At 62.1% G+C, this 18,464-nt stretch carries 21 protein-coding genes; 6 read left to right on the top strand and 15 right to left on the bottom strand.

The features are described 5' to 3' along the window. Positions 1-5: 5 nt before the first annotated feature. From K728_RS0110755 to K728_RS20955, 3 genes are all read right to left on the bottom strand, one after another. Positions 6-329, bottom strand: a complete 324-nt coding sequence (locus K728_RS0110755; protein WP_024476704.1) for a heavy-metal-associated domain-containing protein — start codon at positions 327-329, stop codon at positions 6-8. 572 nt (positions 330-901) lie between these two features. Beyond that, positions 902-1,312 (bottom strand): four-helix bundle copper-binding protein, encoded by a 411-nt coding sequence (locus K728_RS20635; protein ID WP_084442876.1) that lies wholly within the window; start codon positions 1,310-1,312, stop codon positions 902-904. Positions 1,313-1,468: 156 nt separating this feature from the next. Continuing rightward, positions 1,469-1,942, bottom strand: coding sequence for a hypothetical protein (locus K728_RS20955; protein ID WP_156911282.1), 474 nt, complete (start codon positions 1,940-1,942; stop codon positions 1,469-1,471). A gap of 289 nt (positions 1,943-2,231) precedes the next feature. Here K728_RS20955 and K728_RS0110725 point away from each other — a divergent pair, with 289 nt between their 5' ends. The 3 genes from K728_RS0110725 to K728_RS19150 all read left to right on the top strand — a co-directional run bounded on the left by K728_RS0110725 (position 2,232) and on the right by K728_RS19150 (position 4,419). Next, entirely contained in the window at positions 2,232-3,470 is a 1,239-nt protein-coding gene (locus K728_RS0110725; RefSeq protein ID WP_024476701.1) for an MFS transporter, read from the top strand. A gap of 1 nt (position 3,471) precedes the next feature. Continuing rightward, positions 3,472-3,831: an ArsR/SmtB family transcription factor gene (locus K728_RS0110720; protein WP_024476700.1), complete on the top strand. Its 360-nt coding sequence runs from the start codon at positions 3,472-3,474 to the stop codon at positions 3,829-3,831. Between the two features lie 153 nt (positions 3,832-3,984). After that, the gene (locus tag K728_RS19150; protein WP_024476699.1) at positions 3,985-4,419 is read left to right on the top strand and encodes a hypothetical protein; all 435 of its coding nucleotides are present in this window, start codon (positions 3,985-3,987) and stop codon (positions 4,417-4,419) included. A gap of 101 nt (positions 4,420-4,520) precedes the next feature. On the opposite strand, the gene K728_RS0110710 is transcribed toward K728_RS19150, so the two are convergent. From K728_RS0110710 to K728_RS0110695, 4 genes are all read right to left on the bottom strand, one after another. Continuing rightward, the gene (locus tag K728_RS0110710) at positions 4,521-5,120 is read right to left on the bottom strand and encodes a cadmium resistance transporter (protein WP_024476698.1); all 600 of its coding nucleotides are present in this window, start codon (positions 5,118-5,120) and stop codon (positions 4,521-4,523) included. After that, positions 5,117-5,476 carry a Cd(II)/Pb(II)-sensing metalloregulatory transcriptional regulator CmtR gene (cmtR, locus tag K728_RS0110705; RefSeq protein ID WP_024476697.1) on the bottom strand — a complete coding sequence of 120 codons (360 nt, stop codon included), beginning with the start codon at positions 5,474-5,476 and terminating at the stop codon, positions 5,117-5,119. The genes K728_RS0110710 and cmtR overlap by 4 nt, the downstream gene beginning before the upstream one ends. Before the next feature lie 306 nt (positions 5,477-5,782). Further along, positions 5,783-6,364, bottom strand: a complete 582-nt coding sequence (locus tag K728_RS0110700) for a recombinase family protein (RefSeq protein WP_024476696.1) — start codon at positions 6,362-6,364, stop codon at positions 5,783-5,785. A gap of 278 nt (positions 6,365-6,642) precedes the next feature. Continuing rightward, positions 6,643-7,032 (bottom strand): heavy metal-responsive transcriptional regulator, encoded by a 390-nt coding sequence (locus tag K728_RS0110695; protein WP_024476695.1) that lies wholly within the window; start codon positions 7,030-7,032, stop codon positions 6,643-6,645. A gap of 260 nt (positions 7,033-7,292) precedes the next feature. Between K728_RS0110695 and merA the strand changes: the two genes are divergently transcribed. Together merA and K728_RS20630 are read left to right on the top strand one after the other, a co-directional pair. Then, a complete protein-coding gene (merA, locus tag K728_RS0110690; protein ID WP_024476694.1) occupies positions 7,293-8,735 on the top strand; it encodes a mercury(II) reductase in 1,443 nt (480 codons plus the stop codon). A 127-nt stretch (positions 8,736-8,862) separates the two neighbouring features. Then, on the top strand, positions 8,863-10,083 hold the full coding sequence (locus K728_RS20630) for a type II toxin-antitoxin system death-on-curing family toxin (protein ID WP_084442875.1): 1,221 nt from the start codon (positions 8,863-8,865) through the stop codon (positions 10,081-10,083). Between the two features lie 294 nt (positions 10,084-10,377). Here the strand turns inward: K728_RS20630 and K728_RS0110685 are convergent, their stop codons facing one another. Beyond that, the gene (locus K728_RS0110685) at positions 10,378-10,728 is read right to left on the bottom strand and encodes a hypothetical protein (protein ID WP_024476693.1); all 351 of its coding nucleotides are present in this window, start codon (positions 10,726-10,728) and stop codon (positions 10,378-10,380) included. A gap of 221 nt (positions 10,729-10,949) precedes the next feature. Here K728_RS0110685 and K728_RS0110680 point away from each other — a divergent pair, with 221 nt between their 5' ends. Beyond that, the gene (locus K728_RS0110680) at positions 10,950-12,584 is read left to right on the top strand and encodes a recombinase family protein (protein ID WP_237742129.1); all 1,635 of its coding nucleotides are present in this window, start codon (positions 10,950-10,952) and stop codon (positions 12,582-12,584) included. Here the strand turns inward: K728_RS0110680 and K728_RS20950 are convergent. From K728_RS20950 to K728_RS19140, 7 genes are all read right to left on the bottom strand, one after another. Beyond that, positions 12,581-12,790, bottom strand: coding sequence for a hypothetical protein (locus tag K728_RS20950; RefSeq protein ID WP_146070922.1), 210 nt, complete (start codon positions 12,788-12,790; stop codon positions 12,581-12,583). The two genes, K728_RS0110680 and K728_RS20950, sit on opposite strands and share 4 nt — an antisense overlap. Positions 12,791-12,814: 24 nt before the next feature. Then, on the bottom strand, positions 12,815-13,783 hold the full coding sequence (locus K728_RS0110670) for an IS481 family transposase (RefSeq protein WP_156911286.1): 969 nt from the start codon (positions 13,781-13,783) through the stop codon (positions 12,815-12,817). Between the two features lie 682 nt (positions 13,784-14,465). Further along, positions 14,466-15,197: a helix-turn-helix transcriptional regulator gene (locus K728_RS19145; RefSeq protein ID WP_051317669.1), complete on the bottom strand. Its 732-nt coding sequence runs from the start codon at positions 15,195-15,197 to the stop codon at positions 14,466-14,468. 503 nt (positions 15,198-15,700) lie between these two features. Beyond that, positions 15,701-16,612, bottom strand: coding sequence for a helix-turn-helix transcriptional regulator (locus K728_RS0110660; RefSeq protein ID WP_217266265.1), 912 nt, complete (start codon positions 16,610-16,612; stop codon positions 15,701-15,703). Next, positions 16,605-17,294, bottom strand: coding sequence for an NAD(P)-dependent oxidoreductase (locus K728_RS0110655; RefSeq protein ID WP_024476688.1), 690 nt, complete (start codon positions 17,292-17,294; stop codon positions 16,605-16,607). Before K728_RS0110655 ends, K728_RS0110660 begins: the two co-directional genes overlap by 8 nt. Continuing rightward, positions 17,291-17,518, bottom strand: coding sequence for a hypothetical protein (locus K728_RS21450; protein ID WP_197425747.1), 228 nt, complete (start codon positions 17,516-17,518; stop codon positions 17,291-17,293). Before K728_RS21450 ends, K728_RS0110655 begins: the two co-directional genes overlap by 4 nt. A gap of 30 nt (positions 17,519-17,548) precedes the next feature. Further along, entirely contained in the window at positions 17,549-18,424 is an 876-nt protein-coding gene (locus K728_RS19140; protein WP_272944188.1) for an MFS transporter, read from the bottom strand. Positions 18,425-18,464: the final 40 nt, after the last annotated feature.

The following is an 18,464-nucleotide window of genomic DNA, read 5'->3' as shown; positions in this document are numbered from 1 at the left end:
AAAGATCAGGCGTTAGAAAGCTGGTACCCGGCTTGCTCGACCGCGGAGCGTACTGCTGCTGCGGGAACCGCCTGGGTACTGAGGACGGTGACCGTGGAGGTCCCGCCGGAAACGAGATCAATCTGGACGTCGGTAACGTCATCAATCTCGCCGACTGCAGAGGTTACCCGGGACGCGCACGACCCGCAGGTCAAACCGGCCACACCGAAGCTGGCGCTGATGCTGCCCGCTGCGGGAACCGATGTGGCGTTGCTGTCCTGGGGTGCGCAGCAGGCGCATCCGGAAGATGAGGTGTCGGTCAGGGTCAGATCGGAAGAAGTGCCGCACATAAGGTCTCCAAAGTATGAGGAATGGTCATTTGAGAATCAGCGGGTGTAGCCACCCGTTGTCATTCACGTTGGCTGCAGCCGCCCTACGGACCCTCAGGGAGTAAGCGGCCCATAATGGGCTCGGACTTCCCGCTCCGGTACCCACAAGCTATACCCCCTAGGGGTATAAGTCAAGGCCGGCCCTTACCGCGCCGCCGTTCACTACAACAAGGATGAGCAAGAACGGGGCGCTCTCCAGTTCAGAGAGCGCCCGACCATTTGTGTTCTTTTGTCACTCGGATGCGTATCGATCGAGGATCGATTGCATGTGGCTGATTTCCTCTCGCTGGGTCTCCACGATCGCGTCGCACAGTTCCACTATTTCTTGATCCATGATGTTTGACTCCTGGCCAACCAGAAGAGCACGGGGAATCCGATAAGCATGGTGATGTTCGCTTTTTTGTTCTTGAACACCGACCACATGCCTACGACCATGACGATCGGCATCGCCCCGTCCATTAACAACGTCATCCAGAAGTTGCTCAGATCGAAGGGGAAGTGCTCCTTGGGGCCACTGTTAAAGGAGGAGGATTTTATGCCAGCGAAGACAGCAGTTCTTCGCAAGCCTTTTCACAGCGCCGGCACGCCTCGGCGCAGACCCGGCAATGATCGTGCATTTCGGCGTGCTGTTCACACTCATCCGCGCAGACTTTGCACGCTGCACGGCAAGCTTCAACCACTGCCCGGGTGAGATCCGCGTTGTACCCGGTGCGACGGGTCAAAACGTTGCCGGTGGTCGCGCAAATATCAGCACAGTCCAGGTTGGTGCGGATGCACTTCGTCAGCTCAGCGACCATGTCCTCGCTCAGGCACGCATCCGCGCATGCGGTGCAGGTCTGGGCACATTCGAAGCAAGCCTCGATGCATTCGGCGAGCTTTTCCTTATCCACTCCCCCAAGGTCCTTGGGGAAGGTATCGAGCATTGACGTCACGTGATGTGTCATTGGTTTCTCCTCAGTCAGGGTGCAACTGATCCATGTCAGCTGCTGTTCGTTTGTTGTTGTGGAGTTGGGCGCCGATCGGCGACCAGGAGCCGGTGCTATCGGTTGGAGGCAGGCGACAGGGCGGGCCTCTGACCGGCATGCCAAAGGAAGAGCGGTTTATGTGCGACTGATGGATAGAGCCGTCAACGACGGCCGAAGATGATCGCGCTTCTCAAGAGCCGGATCAAACAATCCCAGCGGCAGGTAGCCGTGATCAGCAGGAAGCATTTCCAGCCGCGTTGGAAAGGCCACGCCCTGCTCCGCCGGTAGCGCACGCTTCGGCGCGGTCACTCTTTCGGTCGCACTGACCTGTTGATGGCAACACGTCTGCGCCGCCGGGGAATGCATTGGTGTCGCAGTCGTGACTGGCGTATGAGCGCCGCCAGTCTGCCGATGTGAATCCATACCCACCACATGGTCCGCCATTGGGGAGGGGCCGTGTTGTTCCATCTGAAGGCACAAAGCTGCGGCACCTGAAGAAGTGAACGCGACCAGCAGCGAAAAGCTCAACACGAGGCGCATCACCGTCTGGACGGTGATGCCCGTTCTGCCCCGTGCCGAAACTGTGATGAGTCCTCCCGGCTTGTTCACCTGAGGACCACCCTAGTGAAACGTAAGCAAACTGACCAGCGACACTTCAACCAAAGTTTCGGCCCAACTCACCGCAAGCCGCCCCCCGGCCCGCTTCCTAGCAATGCCTTTGAATCACGTAAAAATCTGCCCGAGAGCGGACGCTATTCAGGCAATTCAGACCGTGCCGAGGATGACTAGATGTCTGAGTAAAGCGTAGGCGTCAGTCATGTACTTCCGTTACGTGCACCTGTGTGCACGAGTACTGTATATTGAACCTGGTTGGTTTTCACAATGGGAAGGGTTGACGATGCTTGAGGTACTTCGGGTCACTGCTTATCGGAAGCTGTTCACGGCGCAGGTTGTGGCTTTGCTGGGAACAGGACTTCTGACGGTGGCGTTGGGCCTGTTGGCCTTTGATCTGGCCGGCGGGCAAGCCGGCGCAGTTCTAGGAACGGCACTGACGATCAAGATGCTGGCGTACGTGTTCGTCGCCCCGGTCATGGCCGCCTTAGTGGAGCGATTGCCGCGCAAAGCTGTATTGGTCGGGGCGGACCTGGTCCGCGCCGCCATTGCTCTGAGCCTGCCTTTCATTGATCAGATCTGGCAGATCTACGTGCTGGTGTTCGTTCTGCAGTCGGCGTCGGCGACTTTTACCCCCGCCTTTCAGGCACTCATCCCGGTTGTTCTGCCGAAGGAGAAGGACTACACCCGGGCGCTATCACTGTCCCGTCTGGCCTACGATCTAGAATCGCTGCTGAGCCCAGTGGTCGCTGCGGCGTTGCTGACGTTCATGTCCTATCACGACCTCTTCATCGGCACGATGGCAGGATTCCTGCTCTCTGCCCTCATGGTCATCACCACCAGGCTGCCGCAAATACCGGACATTGAACGGTCAGGGTCGTTACTGCACCGGACCACACTCGGAACACGAATCTTTCTGAGGGAACCTTCCCTCCGCGGCCTGATGGCCCTGAACCTTGTCGTCGCCTGCGCCACAGCACTGGTCCTGGTCAACACCGTGATCTTTGCCCTGAATGTATTCGTAGGATCAAATACGGATCTGGCACTCGCTCTGGCTTGCTACGGTGCGGGTTCGATGGTCGTCGCTCTCGCCGCACCAAAGGTGCTGGACCGGGTCTCGGATCGTTCTTTGATGATCCTCGGCGGAATCATTGTGCCGCTGGGGATTATTGCGGCCGCAGCGATTGCCTGGACCGGACAGTCCTGGCCGTTACTACTGGTTGTGTGGGTGATTCTGGGTGCAGGAACGTCGATGATTAACACCCCCTCGGCCCGGCTTCTGCGCCGGACGGCCACCGATAGCACCCGCTCCTACTTATTCACCGCACAGTTCTCCCTCTCCCATGCCTGCTTCATCCTCACCTACCCGATCGCTGGCTGGGTAGGCGCCGCTGCAGGCCAGACCACAGCCGCCGCAGTCCTCGCAGCGCTCGCTACACTGGGAACACTGACTGCCTGGCGTTTATGGCCCCACGGTCAGAAGGCGTTCCCCGATGAAACCCCGGCAACACAGAAGGCTCACTGATGTGAATGATCCCCAAATCCACCCAGAGCCGAGCCTGCATCACCCCTCCCCTCCTGATACTGAGCGGCTGGAAACCGGAGCTGCAACCTTTCGGATGCTTGCCGACCCGACCCGGCTTCATATTTTGTGGCTTCTCACACTCGGGCCGACGGATGTCACCTCGTTAGTGGAACAGACCGGCGCAGCACGAACCTCAGTCAGCCAGCACCTGGCGAAGCTGCGATTCTCCGGGCTCGTCAGCACCCGTAGAGAGAGCCGGAATATCGTCTACAGCATCACCGACGGCCACCTGGCACGACTCGTCCTGGAAGGCCTCAACCACGCCGACCACCGCGTCACAGGAGAACCCGCACACGAATGAACTTGACCTGATAGATCCCGAAACGTCGGGCCACAGAAGGCATTTCGCTGCAGGCCCTACCGATCTGGGTGCCTTAGAGCACCGTTGCTGAATGGCGAACGACGTGGTCTCACCCAAACAGGGAAAGGTCCTCCCACGAACAGAAAGCCAACATTGACACGCCCACCACAAGCCGCAGCTCAGGGCGCACTCCCCCAGGGCCAAACGTTCTCCATCACGCAGGACGCGCTCGAAATGATCGACGTCTTTGGCGGCGTCCTACACTGCTTCCAAGGGCCAGGAGGCTGCCGTTCACAGGGCCTGTATTTTTCCCTCAGCCTTCCACGGAAACCGGTTTTCAGTACCTTGTCCTTCATCTCCGTCCCAGAAGCGGACCGTGAGAATTACGCCGCAGATCCCACTGTTGAAGGACGCAAGCTCACTGCGATTGAGCTCAGCGTCAGTAATGACCTCGCACCGAAGATTGATGGGGCCCTGCTGGACTTTGGTGAGTACAACAATCTGGAACGGTCCGTAAGCCGGTCCTTCACCGCGACACTTTTTCGCCACTCCCCCGGCCACAAAAATCCCATATGTGTGACTGTGTGACTGTTAACTAAGAATGGCGGTTATTCGCAGCTTCGTTTGGCGGTTCGAGCTGAACCATGACGAGGGGCGAACATGCGGCATGGGTGTCTGACCTGCTCTTGTTAGAGTCCAAAGGCTCCGCCGCTGACGAGGATGACGACACCGAGACCAATCAGGACGATCGGGAAGAGGATGTGTTCCCAGCGTTCTAGAATTTCGGCGATCGACGGCCTGGTGGCGACGAACTTTGCCAGCATGACGAGGACCGCGACGAGCGCGAGGAAGACAGCACAATAGGCGACGACGGCGGCAGGTCCTACGCTGAGAAAGACCGGCACGTAGACGCCGATATTGTCCCCACCGTTGGCGAAGGTGACCGCAGCGACAGTCCACATGGTCACGTTCTTGCCGGAAACCTTCGCCTCGTCGTCATCGTCATTATCCCCGCGCCAAGCTTGCCATGCGGCCCATAGCCCCAGGAATAGGGGTATGAGTCCGAAGTAGGGGATGACCTGCGGGGGCAGGAATGCCCCTGCCCCCAACGACACGAGCACGGCCGCACCCAAGATGGCTGCGAAGCCCAGATACTGGCCTGCGAGGATCCGGGCTGTTGTCCCCCGTTGCCCGGCACCGCGGGCGAAGAACAATGACAGCACGATGATGTCGTCGATATTGGTGGCGACAAACAGGCCAATCGCCTGCAGAACCGAGGACAGCATCATGCGTCCGCTGCTGCGTTGCAGCACCCGGGAACTGAACAGGCAGGATCAATACAGGGGGCGCTCTCATCCACGGCGAGAGTGACATCGACCAGCGCGGTGAGCGCGGAGGCAAGATGAGGGTCAGCGATGTCGTACCGTGTCTGGCGGCCCTCAAGCGCAGCAGAGACGATCCCACATTCCCTGAGGCAAGTGAGGTGGTTAGACACATTCGAACGCGTCAGGCCCAAGTCGGCAGCAAGGGCAGTGGGATAGCTCGGTGCGTCCAACAGCATCATGAGGATCCGAGAGCGGGTCGGATCGGCCATGGCACGGCCGAGTCGGTTCATCACGTCCAAGCGTGAGGCAGTAGTCAGCATCTACTGAACTATACATCAGCGGCTGACCTTTCGTGAGCGACTTGTTACGCGGTAGGCCAGCAGTTCTAGTGTTACTTTGCCGTCCTGAACAGTGCCGCAATTGTTCGTATTCGCTACAAGCAGTCCAGTCAACGACAATGTCGTTTTCAGTAGCTGTCTGCACGGGCGCCCGCGGAATTCCGGGGTAGTGCAGACGAGTATGGACATTGAAACGTCAGAAGTGCCCTGCACGGAAGTGCATTCTGCTCAATAGTCCTCTGCACCAGCAGTCATTTTTCAGAAGTCGCCTGCACCAACCTGCAGGAACTACTTCTTTGGTGCCTCGGTCGCGCCTGTCGCCGGGACCCATCGGTAGAGGGTGGGAACGGAGACTCCTAGGGTGTCGGCGACCTCCCGGGGCGGTGTTCCCTGGTGGAGGAGCTTTCGGGCTGAGCGGATCTTGGCATCCGTCATGATGCGTTTGCGGCCGCCGACCCGTCCTTGTTCACGAGCGGCCTGCAGGCCGGCCTGGGTACGTTCGATCATGAGTTCCCGTTCCATCTGGGCCAGGGAAGCCATGACGTTGAAAAAGAAGCGTCCGGAGACCGTGGTGGTGTCGATTGCATCGGTGAGGCTGACGAATCCTACGCCGCGGTCGTTCAGTCCGCCGGCGAAATCCAGGAGGTCTTTCACGCTCCGGCCCAGGCGGTCCAGCTTCCACACCACCAGGGTGTCACCTTTGCGCAGGTTATCCAGCGCCTGGTCGAGGCCGGGGCGTTGGGACTTGGTGCCGCTGATCGTGTCTTTGTAGATCTTGTCGCATCCGGCCTTCTGTAGGGCGTCGCGCTGCAGGTCCAGATTCTGGTCCCGGGTGGAAACCCGGGCGTAGCCGATGCGGTGCGTGGTCATGGAGGGTGTTCTCTTCTCAAAACTCGGTTCGGGGTCTTAGTTCGACTGTACAGATTCGAGAACTATTTGTGAGAACGGGGGCGGGTTGCAGATTCTTCTTCGTCGAGCCAATTTTCCGCGGCAGGACGTCGCGCCACTTCGATGAGCGATCGATCTAGGGATTCTCGATTCGATGCTTTCTCGGAATCCTTCGTTTGTAAGAAGGACTCCGCACTACTACGCGGTGCCAGCGGAATGGTGGGTACGGCGGGCAGAGGGAGTAATAGGCGTTGCTCTCATTAGAGGTAGCTGCAGATGCGTTCGGGATCGCAGGCTGCCGGGTCTCCCGCGGCCGCCGCTTCATGGAACTCGGCGACGGTCGCCCGCAGCGCGGTGAGTTCTGCGATCCGGGCGTCGAGGTCGTGGAGCTGCTTGGCCAGCAGATCCTTCACGTGTATGCAGGGGGCGTGGCCGATGTCCCGGACGGCGAGGATCTCTCCGATCTGGGCCAGGGTGAGTCCGGCGGTGCGTCCGCGGCGGATAAATTCGAGCCGGCTGACCGTCTCGTGGGGGTAGTCGCGGTATCCGTTCGGTGCCCTGTCGGTGGCCGGCAACAGGCCACGGTCCTCGTAGAACCGCAGTGTCTTCGTCGTCATTCCGGCGGCTGCGGCGGTTTCGCCAATACGCATCATGTACCTCTTATCCCGGGGCTTCCCCTTACCTTCCAGTTTAGTGGAAGGTAAAGAAGTGCTATTGGAAGCCGGTTCTGCAACCCGGAGCGGGGAAACCACATCTTCGGGGCTCCGCGGTTCGGGGCCCAGACCAGGGGCGCGATGGGTTTCTTGACCTTCCCCCATGGTGGAAGGTGCAGACTTGGGGGCAGAACCATGCACGAGGCACCGTTACGGGTAGTTCAGAACGGCGCTGTTGTACGACTTTGGAGGATTTCATGTCTGAACCAACACCTGATTTTGATCTGGCCGTCATCGGTTCTGGAGGCGCAGCGTTCGCGGCGGCGATCCGGGCGACCAACCTTGGCAAACGCGTCCTGATGATTGAGCGTTCCACCGTCGGCGGGACCTGTGTGAACACGGGCTGCATTCCCTCCAAAGCGCTCCTAGCTGCGGCCGAGGCCAGGCATGTTGCCCTGGACGCTTCCGGCAGGTTCCCCGGCATCAGCACCTCAGCTGGGGAAGTGGACATGGCCGGGCTGATCGGCGGGAAACGTTTCCTGGTGGAGACGATGCGTTCGGATAAGTACGTGGACCTGATCGCGGACTACGGCTGGGAGCTGCGCCAGGGCAATGCCGTCTTCGCCGGCACCCAGGACGATCCCGTCCTGGAAATCACCGGAGGCGACGGTGCCCGGGAATCCGTGAGGGCCGCGCACTATCTGGTGGCCACCGGCTCCGCTCCATGGGTGCCACCGATCGAGGGTCTGGCGGACACGGAATACCTGACCTCCACCACCGCGATGGAACTCCAGGAGGTCCCCGAGTCTCTGCTGGTCATCGGCGGCGGGTACGTGGCCCTGGAACAGGCCCAGCTCTTCGCCCGTCTGGGGTCCAAGGTCACCATCCTGGTCCGCTCCCGCCTGGCCTCCGCGGAGGAACCCGAGGCCTCCCGGGCCCTTATGGGTATCTTCGCCGACGAAGGGATCCGCGTCGTCCGCCGGGCGGCCGTGTCCTCCGTGCGCACGGACCCGGCCACAGGCGAGATCATCGCGACCGCGACCATCTCTGGCGGGCAGGAGGAATTCCGAGCCACGAGGGTGCTGGTCGCCACGGGACGCCGGCCGGTCACGGAAGGGCTGAACCTGTCCGGGGTCGGCGTCAAGACCGGAGATGGCGGCGAGATCCTGGTCGATAACCAGCTGGGCAGCTCCAATGGACGGATCTGGGCCGCTGGGGACGTGACCGGACACCGCGAATTCGTCTACGTCGCAGCATCCCACGGATCCCTGATGGTGGAGAACGCGTTCAACAACGCCGGCCGCGAGGTCGACTACCGGCACCTTCCCCGGGTCACCTTCACCAGCCCCGCTCTGGCCGCGGTTGGAATGACGGACAAGGAAGCCAACGAAGCCGGCATCCGGTGCGAATGCCGGGTCCTGCCCCTGGAGTACGTGCCTCGGGCCTTGGTGAACAGGGACACCCGCGGCTTCATCAAGATCGTCGCAGACGCCGAGACCAGACGGATTGTCGGTATCACCGCCGTCGCCAAGGACGCCGGAGACCTCGCCGCCGCCGGCGTCTACATACTGGAAGCCGGGATGACCGTGGACCAGGTCGCGAACCTCTGGAGCCCCTACCTGACGATGGCCGAAGGGATCAAGATCGCCGCCCAGTCCTATACAACGGATGTCTCCAAACTCTCCTGCTGCGCTTCCTGACCCTGCCCTTCACCGAATGTCTGCCTGACGGGACACATCCGCATCGGCGAGCAGTGCACACGACTTCTGACATTCCGTGCAGACGTCTTCTGAAACTGACATCAGCGAACGATGGCAGGATAGAAGAATGAGCCAGCGATCATGGACTGTCGGAGCTTTGGCATCTCGCGCAAATTTGGATCCCGAACGTGCACTTGTCGCTCTATGGGCGGCCGGTATCGAATATGTCGAAAGCCCTGCCTCCCGTATTTTAAAGGCTGATTCACGAACTGCGCAAAAGGCAGTAGGGATCGGCGGAATCCAACAACGCCGCGTAGCCTACTGGCTCAATGAGTACGATCTTGAAAGAAACGAGCTGGCAGAGCTCCTTCAGGTACTTGGATTTAGCCTCAAAGCCAATGCGAGTAGCATGCCTGAAGGGTCCATAAAACGCTTGAACACCTACATGAGGTCTGGGCGAGATAAAACCGCAATGCGTTTGGAGCAGCGTCGAGAAGAAAAAAAATCAGAAATGAAACCGGCGGCTGAACCATTCGAGTGGTCAGCTAAAGGCACAGTTCGGCCAAGCATGTTTCTAACCGCTGAAGAGGTTCTAGGAATCCACGAGGAACTAGAGAGAGATTTTGCCGAGGCGGCCGATCCCATCAGCCCTCCGGGTGTTCGCAGCGTGGCCTTGCTTGAAAGTGCAGTATCGAGGCCGGCTACAAGTATGGGAGGGCAATATAAATACTCAACAATACAGTCGGCGGGAGCTGCGTTGCTTCATTCTCTAGTTCAGAATCATGCTTTTTATAACGGCAATAAACGCACCGCACTGGTAAGCTTGCTCGTTTTTCTAGATCGAAACAACTTTGTTTTGGATTCGACGGAGGGGGAACTCTTTAAGTGGATGCTACGTGTAGCCTCACATGACCTGCTGCCGGCAGGCTTCTCATACGACAACGTAGCCGATCGGGAAACTGCGGCAATCACTGATTGGGTCTGTCGCCATAGCAGGGCTGCTAGCAAAGAGGAGAGATCGGTAACATGGCGCGAATTAAATAAACTCCTTCGCATGAAGGATTGTGAAATTCTTCAACATCGAGGGGAAAAGCTAAAGATCACTCGGACGGTCGTCGAAAAAAGGCGGCTCCCACCATTCAAGAAGACTCGCACTCTTGATACGTACTTCACTAATACAGGGGACGGCCGAGAAGTCCCTAAGGCTAAGATTAAAACTATTCGCCACGAACTCGAACTGGATGAAGAGCATGGAGTAGACTCACAGATGTTTTATTCGGCTCGCCGGGAACCAGATTTCTTTATCATAAAATACTCGAAGCTTCTTTCAAAACTCTCGAAAGTCTAGGTTTTACGAGTATGGAAGGCCAGTAAACTTCTGCCCGATAGCCTCTCGCTGCCTAGTCAAACCGGGGGCAGTCCCCTGCTTCTGTCTGTGGCCTAAAGCGCCTTTCGGCCGTGCATGTTGTGTACCCTACTTGCCAGCTACTGCTGACAGAACACCGCCAATATGCGATCACATCCACACCACGGATGCTGCGGACCTCGTTCCAAGAGGTTCCGACGCCACCACATTCGATTTGGTCACCTGGATCTAATTGTGGGTGGTTCAGATGCGTGACGACCGCCGCCAGACGTCGCACTACGAATTGAGAGACTTTACCTCATCAAGTAGCCGTGCAAGGTGTTCGTCCGACATGTCGAGGATCGGTTCGTACATGAAGGAGTTCACATGTATATGTTCCGGCGTCATCAGGACCACACCATCGATTGTTCTAATGGCGTCTAACTCGGCCGGAAAGTCCTTCTTGTACCGCGCCAAAAGTTGCGGTGTTTGGTTTGCACGCACTTCATCACGGAACTCGGCATCATTGATCGCTTCAACCATGTGCTTCTCGGCGGCGATTCGGATGGCAATCGAGAGTGTGATCTTATTCGAGAGATCCAGGCTGGCACTATTGCCGAGGCAAGCATCAGCCTGATCCATGATCATGTCAATGACCGCGCTATCCGAGTCGTTCCAGTGCCCGGACGTTGCAAACAGCCTGTTAAAAATCGTGTCGAGGTCCGCATGAGTTATTGACGCCGTATCAGTCTTCCAGTGCAGAAGCGACGTCAGCTTGATGTAATCGGGATCCTCATCTCCACGCGTGTACTCAAGCAGATTGCGGATGAATGGGATAGCCGAGGTTCTGTAAACGCACCTACCTCTCGATGAGAGCTAGGAAGGCGGTGGCTGAGATGAGCCACGATCAGCAGGAACGAACCGCAGGCAATGAGCCGAACGACCAGGCGACGGCGCAGGCGTCGCCGTCGTTGCGGGCGGTGGTGTATGTGCGGATCAGTGATGATCCCGAGGGCACCGAGCGCGGTGTTGACCGGCAGGAAGCTGACTGCCGGGCGTATGCGGCAGCGCACGGGTGGGAAGTCGCCCAGGTGTACCGGGAGAACGACACGTCGGCGTTCAAGCAGCGCACGATCACACTCCCGACGGGTGAGCGGGTGCGGCGCGTGGTGCGCCCGGAGTTCCGCGCGATGTTGAAGCACCTCAGCGAGCAGCGCGCCGGGGTGATGATCGCCTACGACCTGGATCGGGCGGTGCGCGACCCGAGAGACTTGGAAGACCTGATCGACGCCAAGGTACTCAACGGCTTCAGCGTCCGCTCCGTGACCGGCTCGCTGAGGTTGGATACGGATTCTGATGTGGCGATGGCGCGGGTGCTGGTCGCGATGGCGAACAAGTCCTCAGCCGACACCGCCCGCCGTGTCGCTCGGGCGGCGAAGCAGCAGGCCATCGAGGGCACTTGGCATGGTGGGCAGGTGCCGTTCGGCTACCGCGCCGAGAACCACACGCTCGTGATCGACCCCGAGGCTGCCGAGTTGGTGCGGGAAGCCGCGCGGCGGGTGCTGGCCGGAGAGACGTTGTACCGGATTCTCACCGACTGGAACCGGCGGGGTATCCGTACGACGCACGGGTGCCGGTGGTCGGATCGGACACTCAAACTGGTGCTGCGCAACCCCTCGATCAAGGGGGTACGGGAGTATCGACCGTTGTTGCCGGACGGCACCCGGTCGAAAACCTCCCTGATGCAGACGACCGCCGCGTGGCCCGCGATCTTGGACGAGGACACCTGGCAGCAGGTCTCCGATGTGCTCGATGCCCGCAAGCAGGCCCGAAACTTCCATCAGCCCGGCAGTGGGGCGGCGAAACGGCTGTATCCGTTCTCGGGTCTGATCCGCTGCTCGACCTGCGGACGCGCCATGCTGCATCGCGGCCAGGTGTATCAGTGTGTGCAACAGGTGCCGGGCGGGTGCAACCGCTCGATCCGTTCCGGCGACCTCACCAAACTCGTGGAGGAAGCCGTGCTCGCGACGTTCGAGCAGATCACCCTCAACCCCGCCAAGCGCCAGTCTCCGGGCGCGGATCAGGCCGCACGAGTGGGGCTTGCCGCGACGCTCGATGCCGACCGGGAACGCCTCGCCCGGCTCGATGATGACTACTACGACGGGTTGATCGACAAGTCGATGTGGGTGCGGCAACGCTCACGGATCGCCGAACGCATCGAACGCACCCGCCGCGAGTACGCCGCCACGGTGCCGGAGCACACTGGCCCGTCGATTGATATGACGACCGTCGCACAGGAGTGGGCCGACCGTACCCCGATGTGGCAGCACCAGGCCGCCAGTCTCGTCCTTGAAGCCGTCCTCGTTCACGCCCTGCCCAGGGGGATGAACGGCGCGACACCGGCGAGGCGGCGCAATGAGACCGTCGAAGCGTTTCATGCCCGCCGTGAGGTGTACCGGGCGGGGATTCTCGCACATCGGGTCGAGTTCGTCTGGCGCGCCTAACGCCCCCGCGCCTTCGGCAGGCCGCAGAGGGCTTGCAGTTGCTCACGCACCCGTGGGTCAGCGATGACCGGAGGCAGGCCCTGCGCTGCGCGGCTCTCCCGCGCGAGGCGTGCGCCGAGTGGTTCGGGGGCATCGGTCGAGGCTGGTTCGGGCGTGGTTGTGGTGGTCTGCGTCGAGGTATCCATGTAGACAGGTACGACAGGCAAACCACAACATCTAGTTGTACGGGGTCAGGACGTTGGTTGCAGTCGGCTGATCGGGGGGTTGCCTCCGAGGGCTGAGTGGCGTCGTCCAGTGTTGTAGTGCTCGAGCCAGGGGTCAAGTGCTGCGGTGCGGTCGTCGTTCGAGGTGAACGGTTGCCGGTAGGCCCATTCGGTTTGCAGGGTCCGGTTGAACCTCTCCACCTTGCCGTTCTGCCACGGGCAGTGCGGTTTGATGAACTTCTGCCGGATGCCGTGCGCGCCGCAGACGCCGCGCAGCGACCATCGGTAGGCCCAGGCGTTGTCGGTGATCAGCCGCTCGATGCGGGGGATGCCGTGCGCGGCGAAGTAGCCGATGGCGCGTTCGAGGAACGCGGCGCAGGTCGGGCCCTTCTCGTCGGGGAGGACCTCGGAGTATGCGAGCCGGGAGTGGTCGTCGACGACGGAGTGCACGTAGTCGTAGCCGACGACGGTCTGTTTCCGGGCGGCTGTGGAGCCCATCGCTCTGCCGTGCGCCTTCCACCCGCCGCCGTCGGGGATGCGACCGAGCTTCTTCACGTCCATGTGCACCAGCTCGCCGGGCTGCTCGCGTTCATAGCGGACCGCTGTGGTCTTCGACGCGCGGATCCGCTCCCCGGTCATCGGGTCCAGATCGACCAGACGAGGCAGCCCGGACCGGGCGATGATGCGCGACACCGTCCGCGCCGGCACCCCGGTGCGGGCCGCGACCTCGTCACGGCCGACTCGTTCCTTCTTCCGGATCGCGACCACCGCCGCGGCCCTGGCATCGGGGGTGCGGTTGGCGACGTGGTGAGGCCGCGAGGAGCGATCGTAGAGACCGGCTTCACCCTCGGCGCGGTAGCGGGCCAGCCACCGCTTCACGCAGCGTCGGGACACGCCCATTGCCGCGGCGATATGCGCCTGCTTCCACCCGGCACCGGCACGATGGACGATGAGCAGCCTGCCGTGCACGGTCAAGCGGGCATTACGGTGGGACACGAGAACCTCCGAGTTCGTGAAGACGTCAGACATCTCCACTAAGCCCGGAGGTTCTCCCCTTTCACAAGACCGGAAACGCCACCAACCTCATGGCCGGGTACATCTAGTACCTGGCATCGAGTTGAGGTACTATATGCAGACTTATCCACAGGGAGCTACCTGCGACCGACCCCAAACGGGGTATGTCACGGGGGTGCCGATTCGGTACCCTCGTGAACCGGCTCAACGGTGCCGCAAATTTTGCGGCACCGTTCGCGCCCGTGACGGCCAGCCGAGCGGAGCGAAAGCGCAGGTCCGACGGTGGTGGCGATTCGACACCACCGTGAACGGTCGCGGTGAGGTCGCAGCGGATGCGGCTTGGTTCGCGGGGGCAACGGCGAAACTCCTGGTCGGACGGTGGTGCCAATTTGCCACCACCGTCACGAGAACCACAACGAGCAGCACAGCGGGCCGAGGTCGCAGGCTGGACGGTGTGGGAAATTTTCCCCGACCGTCGCCCCGCGAGTGTGGTGCCGCCGATTCGACGGAACCACCCCGGCCGGGAGTAAAAGCCCTGGTCGCACGGTTCCGGCAATTTGCCGGAACCGTCACCCCCACCCCGACATGCAGGCGCGCCGGAGCGTATCGCGGTCGCGTGGTGGCGGTGCTCATCGTCGGGTTCCTCCGGTCGTGTGGGCAGGTGTCAGTAGGTAGGTGCGCACCCGTTCCCACGGGAGTCGTCGGCGCGTGCGGTGGCGATGCCGACGCCCGGCCCCGCCCGGCTCGCGGACGGTGGGCCGTAGCGCCGGTACTCGATGGGGGTCACGCCCATGTAGCGGCGGAAGATGCGCGAGGCTTGCCCGCAGTGGTGGCACCAGCCGACCCGTTCGGTGATCGTGCCGATGAGCAGATCGGTTTCGCGGATCAGGCGCGCCATCTCCTGTACGCGCAGGATCGACAGGTACACCGGCGGCGTCACCCCGAACGAGTCCTTGAACACCCGATTGAGCTGACTCGGCGACAGGCAGGCGTGCGCGTCCAGTTCGGTGAGCGGCCACTGCCTGGCGATGTTGCTCTGCATGAGCGCCGCCGTGCGCATAATCTCGCGGCGCACCGGCTTGAACTCCCGCCACCGGGGAGGCGCGACCCGCACGGCCCGCTGCCGAGAGGTCAGCGGCGGCACCTCCACCGGCGCGTGACGAACCAGCGGCGCGATGGCGGCGAGCACCGTGAACAGCAGCGCATACGCACGGAAGTAGCCGCGCGGCGATTGGTCTTCGCCGGTGAGTGTGGCGAGTTCATCGAGGATCGGCCCGAGCCGTTCGGCCTGCGATTCTCCGACGCGCAGCACCTGCACCGGATCGGGATACAGGTGAGTTGCGAGGTCGCGTGCGGCTTCGCCGTCCGCGAGCACGTCGAGGTGCTGCCAGAACAACTGCTCGACCAGTAATCGGTATCCACTGCCACTGTCCTCACCGTGACGGTGCCCTCGGGTTCGTACCCGAACTCGACGTTCGGGGCGACCAGCACCACATCACCCACCGACGCCGACCCGCCCGCATCGGCATCGGCATCGGCATCGGTGAGGATGATCGAGCCGTCGCGCACGACCACGAAGCGCACACAGTCATAGGCGGTCGCCGCCAATATGCGACGGTGACGGATGCTGGTGACATAGACGCAACTCCACGGCTCGACCGGCTGCACTATCGCGGGGTGCGGCGACTGCGGCGTCCTTGTAGGCTCATGACCGGTCGGCGTGGTCGCCGGGCGTTCGAGTAGCAGCGACATGACGACCTCCCTTCTCTGACCACCCCCGAGCAACCAGGGGGAAGAACCGGCCTACCAAGCACCGGCGGTCGCGGCGAAGCAGGAGACGAGCAGGCCGGGCGTTTCCCGGTCACTCCGGCACTTTGCCGGGCAGCGCGACCGGCTCGGTCATGGGAGGTCGGTCATGAGCGGGCGCATGTCTCGGTAGCGGCTCGGTGTCACTCCGGTGTGCGCTGTGGATGCTTCTACCGCGCGCGACCGGCTCCGCCACCCCACCCGCTGCCCGGTGGCGGTGACGGTGATGTTCGTCTCGCGTAGGAGCCGCGCCATCTCTTGCACGCGGAGCATCACCAGGTAGGCGGTCGGGGTCTTCCCGAACGTGTCCGTGAACACGCGCACCAGGTGCTTCGGAGAGAGCCGCACCAGGGCTGCCAGTTCCGCGAGCGTCCACGGGTGCGTGATCCGGCTGTGCAGCGCGTCGCGCACCAGCATCGCCTCACGACGCAACGGTTCAGGCACCCGACTTCGAGCGGAGAACGGGCGAGCGCGGGCACGTTGCAGCCGGGTCAGCCGCACCGTCGAGACGCGGATGCACGGCGCGATCACATCGGTGATGAGGAACCAGAGCGCCTGCATCCGATGGAACCGTTCCAGGTACTTGCCCTCGACGGTGAGGGCGACCAGCTCGTCCAGCCACGGCAACAACCGCCCGGCTCGATCCCGGCCCAGGTGCAGTACCTGGGCAGGTTCGGTGTACACCTTTCCCGCGAAGTCGTGGGCGTCGAGGCGGTCGTGCAAGATCGCGGAGTGTTGCCAGAAGAACTGATCCAGCGCCATGTCGGTGTCGATGTAGACCGTCGTATAGGTGACCCGCCCCTCGGGTTCGACGCCGAACAGCACGCTCGGCCCCAGCAGCACCGCGTCGCCAAAGCTGACGGGTTGCTGTCCGAACTCGCTGAACACGATGGCCGTGCCGTCACGGATCACAACGAGCCGGACAACGTTGTACGCCGCCAGGCCCACAGGTCGATGCGTCGTCCGTGTCCGAGCCGACAACGGCGGGGAGATGCGCCTATCCACTCATCGGGTGCTTTTCTGTCAGTTCACTGGGCCATGCGATGAGTTGCGTGCGAGTGTCGTCCTTGGTGGAAGTCTCCGCGACTGCCGCTCCGAAGTCGGCATAACTGATCGCTTGTCGGGTGAACGCAGTCTCGTCTGTGGAAGGGGAGACTCGTTCCCAGCGTGCTGTCGTCGGCCCCTCCGGTTCGTAGACGGGCGGCGGGATCAGATACGCCCATTCTGATCCTGCGTTGCCCGCTTCGAGGTGGTCGCGCAGCATGGCGTGTGCTCTCCCGCGCGGCAGTGTGGGTTCTGGGAACCGGGGGTCTTGCCAGAACCGTCTGTCTCCAGGGAGTCGGAGTGCTCCTGCTCCGCCGACCGTGACGATCCGGGCCGGAGCGCCGTTGGCCTTGGTGCTTGCCTCGATGAGTCGATCATGTACGGCCACGAGTTCGGTCGGGGCGATGTCCTCACGCAGTCGGATCGCGTTCATGACGACGTCGATGCCGTGCATTGCTTGCGTGAGACTGGCGTTCTCAGCGATGTTCACGACCGTGGAGGTCAGCGATGCAGCAGTCTTGGCGAGCCGCGTGGTGTCTGCCGGATCGCGCAGCGCAGCGGTCGCCTCGATGCCTGCGGGGAGATGAGCGAGGATGGCGGCTCCGGTGCGCCCGGTCGCGCCGAGAATCAGGATGCGAGTCATACAGGTACCTCCGAAGCGGGCGTGCGGGTGAGTCGGGCGAACCCGGTGAGGCTGGCGACGGCGAGCACCATGAGCGCGGCGAGACTGACGAGCAGGATCGGGAAGTCCAAGCCCAGGTAGGCAGTGAGTGGGCCGACGCTGGCACCGAGGAACAGCACGAATCCGTTGAGCGCCATCCCACCGGCCCGGTTCGGGGCGGCGGTCTCGCCGAACAGGGTGATCATCGCGGGCACCGCGAGCGCGACCCCAGTGACTCACACGAGACTCGCCAGCGCCGTGCCCGCGAGGGATGCCGAGAGTGCGGCTTCGATCAGCAGCCCAATCGCGGCGAGGGCGAACCCGGCACGTGCAACCCCCGCGCCGCCGAGACGCTTCGCAATAGCGCCCGCGAAGAGGGAGGCGAACATGCCCGGCAGCCCGACGAGGCGGAGCCAGATCACCTGCGATGAGTCCAGGCAGAGGTCGGTCAGGTGCGGGCCGAGGCCGGTGTACATGCCGACGAACGACAACAGCAGCGTTAGGTGCGCGAGGCTCAGTAGCAGCACCGAGGGGCGTGTGGCGACCCTCCCGACTACGGCGAAGCGACGCACCAGGCTCGCATCGTCTCTGCGACTGTGCGGCTCGGTGACGAGCACGGCGACGCCGATCATGCCGAGGCCGAGCATGATGCCGGAGAGGATGAACACCCACTGCCAGCCCAACGTCAGGCTGAGCGCGGAGGCGAGTACTTGGCCTGCGATCCCGGCAACGAGGAATGCCGTCGACATGGCCCCGATCGCCGTTGCCCGACGCTTCAGCGGGGTCGCTTCGGCCAGATACGCGAGCGCAACCGGCGCGAAACTCGACGCCATCACCCCCTGCACCCCGCGCAGCGCAGCAAGCATCGGCACCGTGGAGGCGAAGCCGCAGGCGATGGTCGCGACGGTGAGATACACCAGGCCGATGAGCATGATCCGCTTCCGCCCGTACTGATCGGCCAACGGCCCCCAGATCAGGAACCCGACCGCATAGCACACGCTGAACACCGTCGAGAGCGCGAACGTCACATCAGAGCCGAGTTCCGCACCGATCGGGGCGATCAGCGGGATTGCCGCGTACAACTGCGTGAGCACCAGCAGCGCCGTGACCACGAGCAGCACGACCACGCCGTTCCCTGCCGGGTGCTCGCGC

This window comes from Arthrobacter sp. CAL618 (assembly GCF_000468215.1).
Classification (GTDB): domain Bacteria; phylum Actinomycetota; class Actinomycetes; order Actinomycetales; family Micrococcaceae; genus Arthrobacter_D.
Note: the sequence above shows the minus strand (reverse complement) of the source record. Positions and strands in the feature narration are given on the sequence as shown.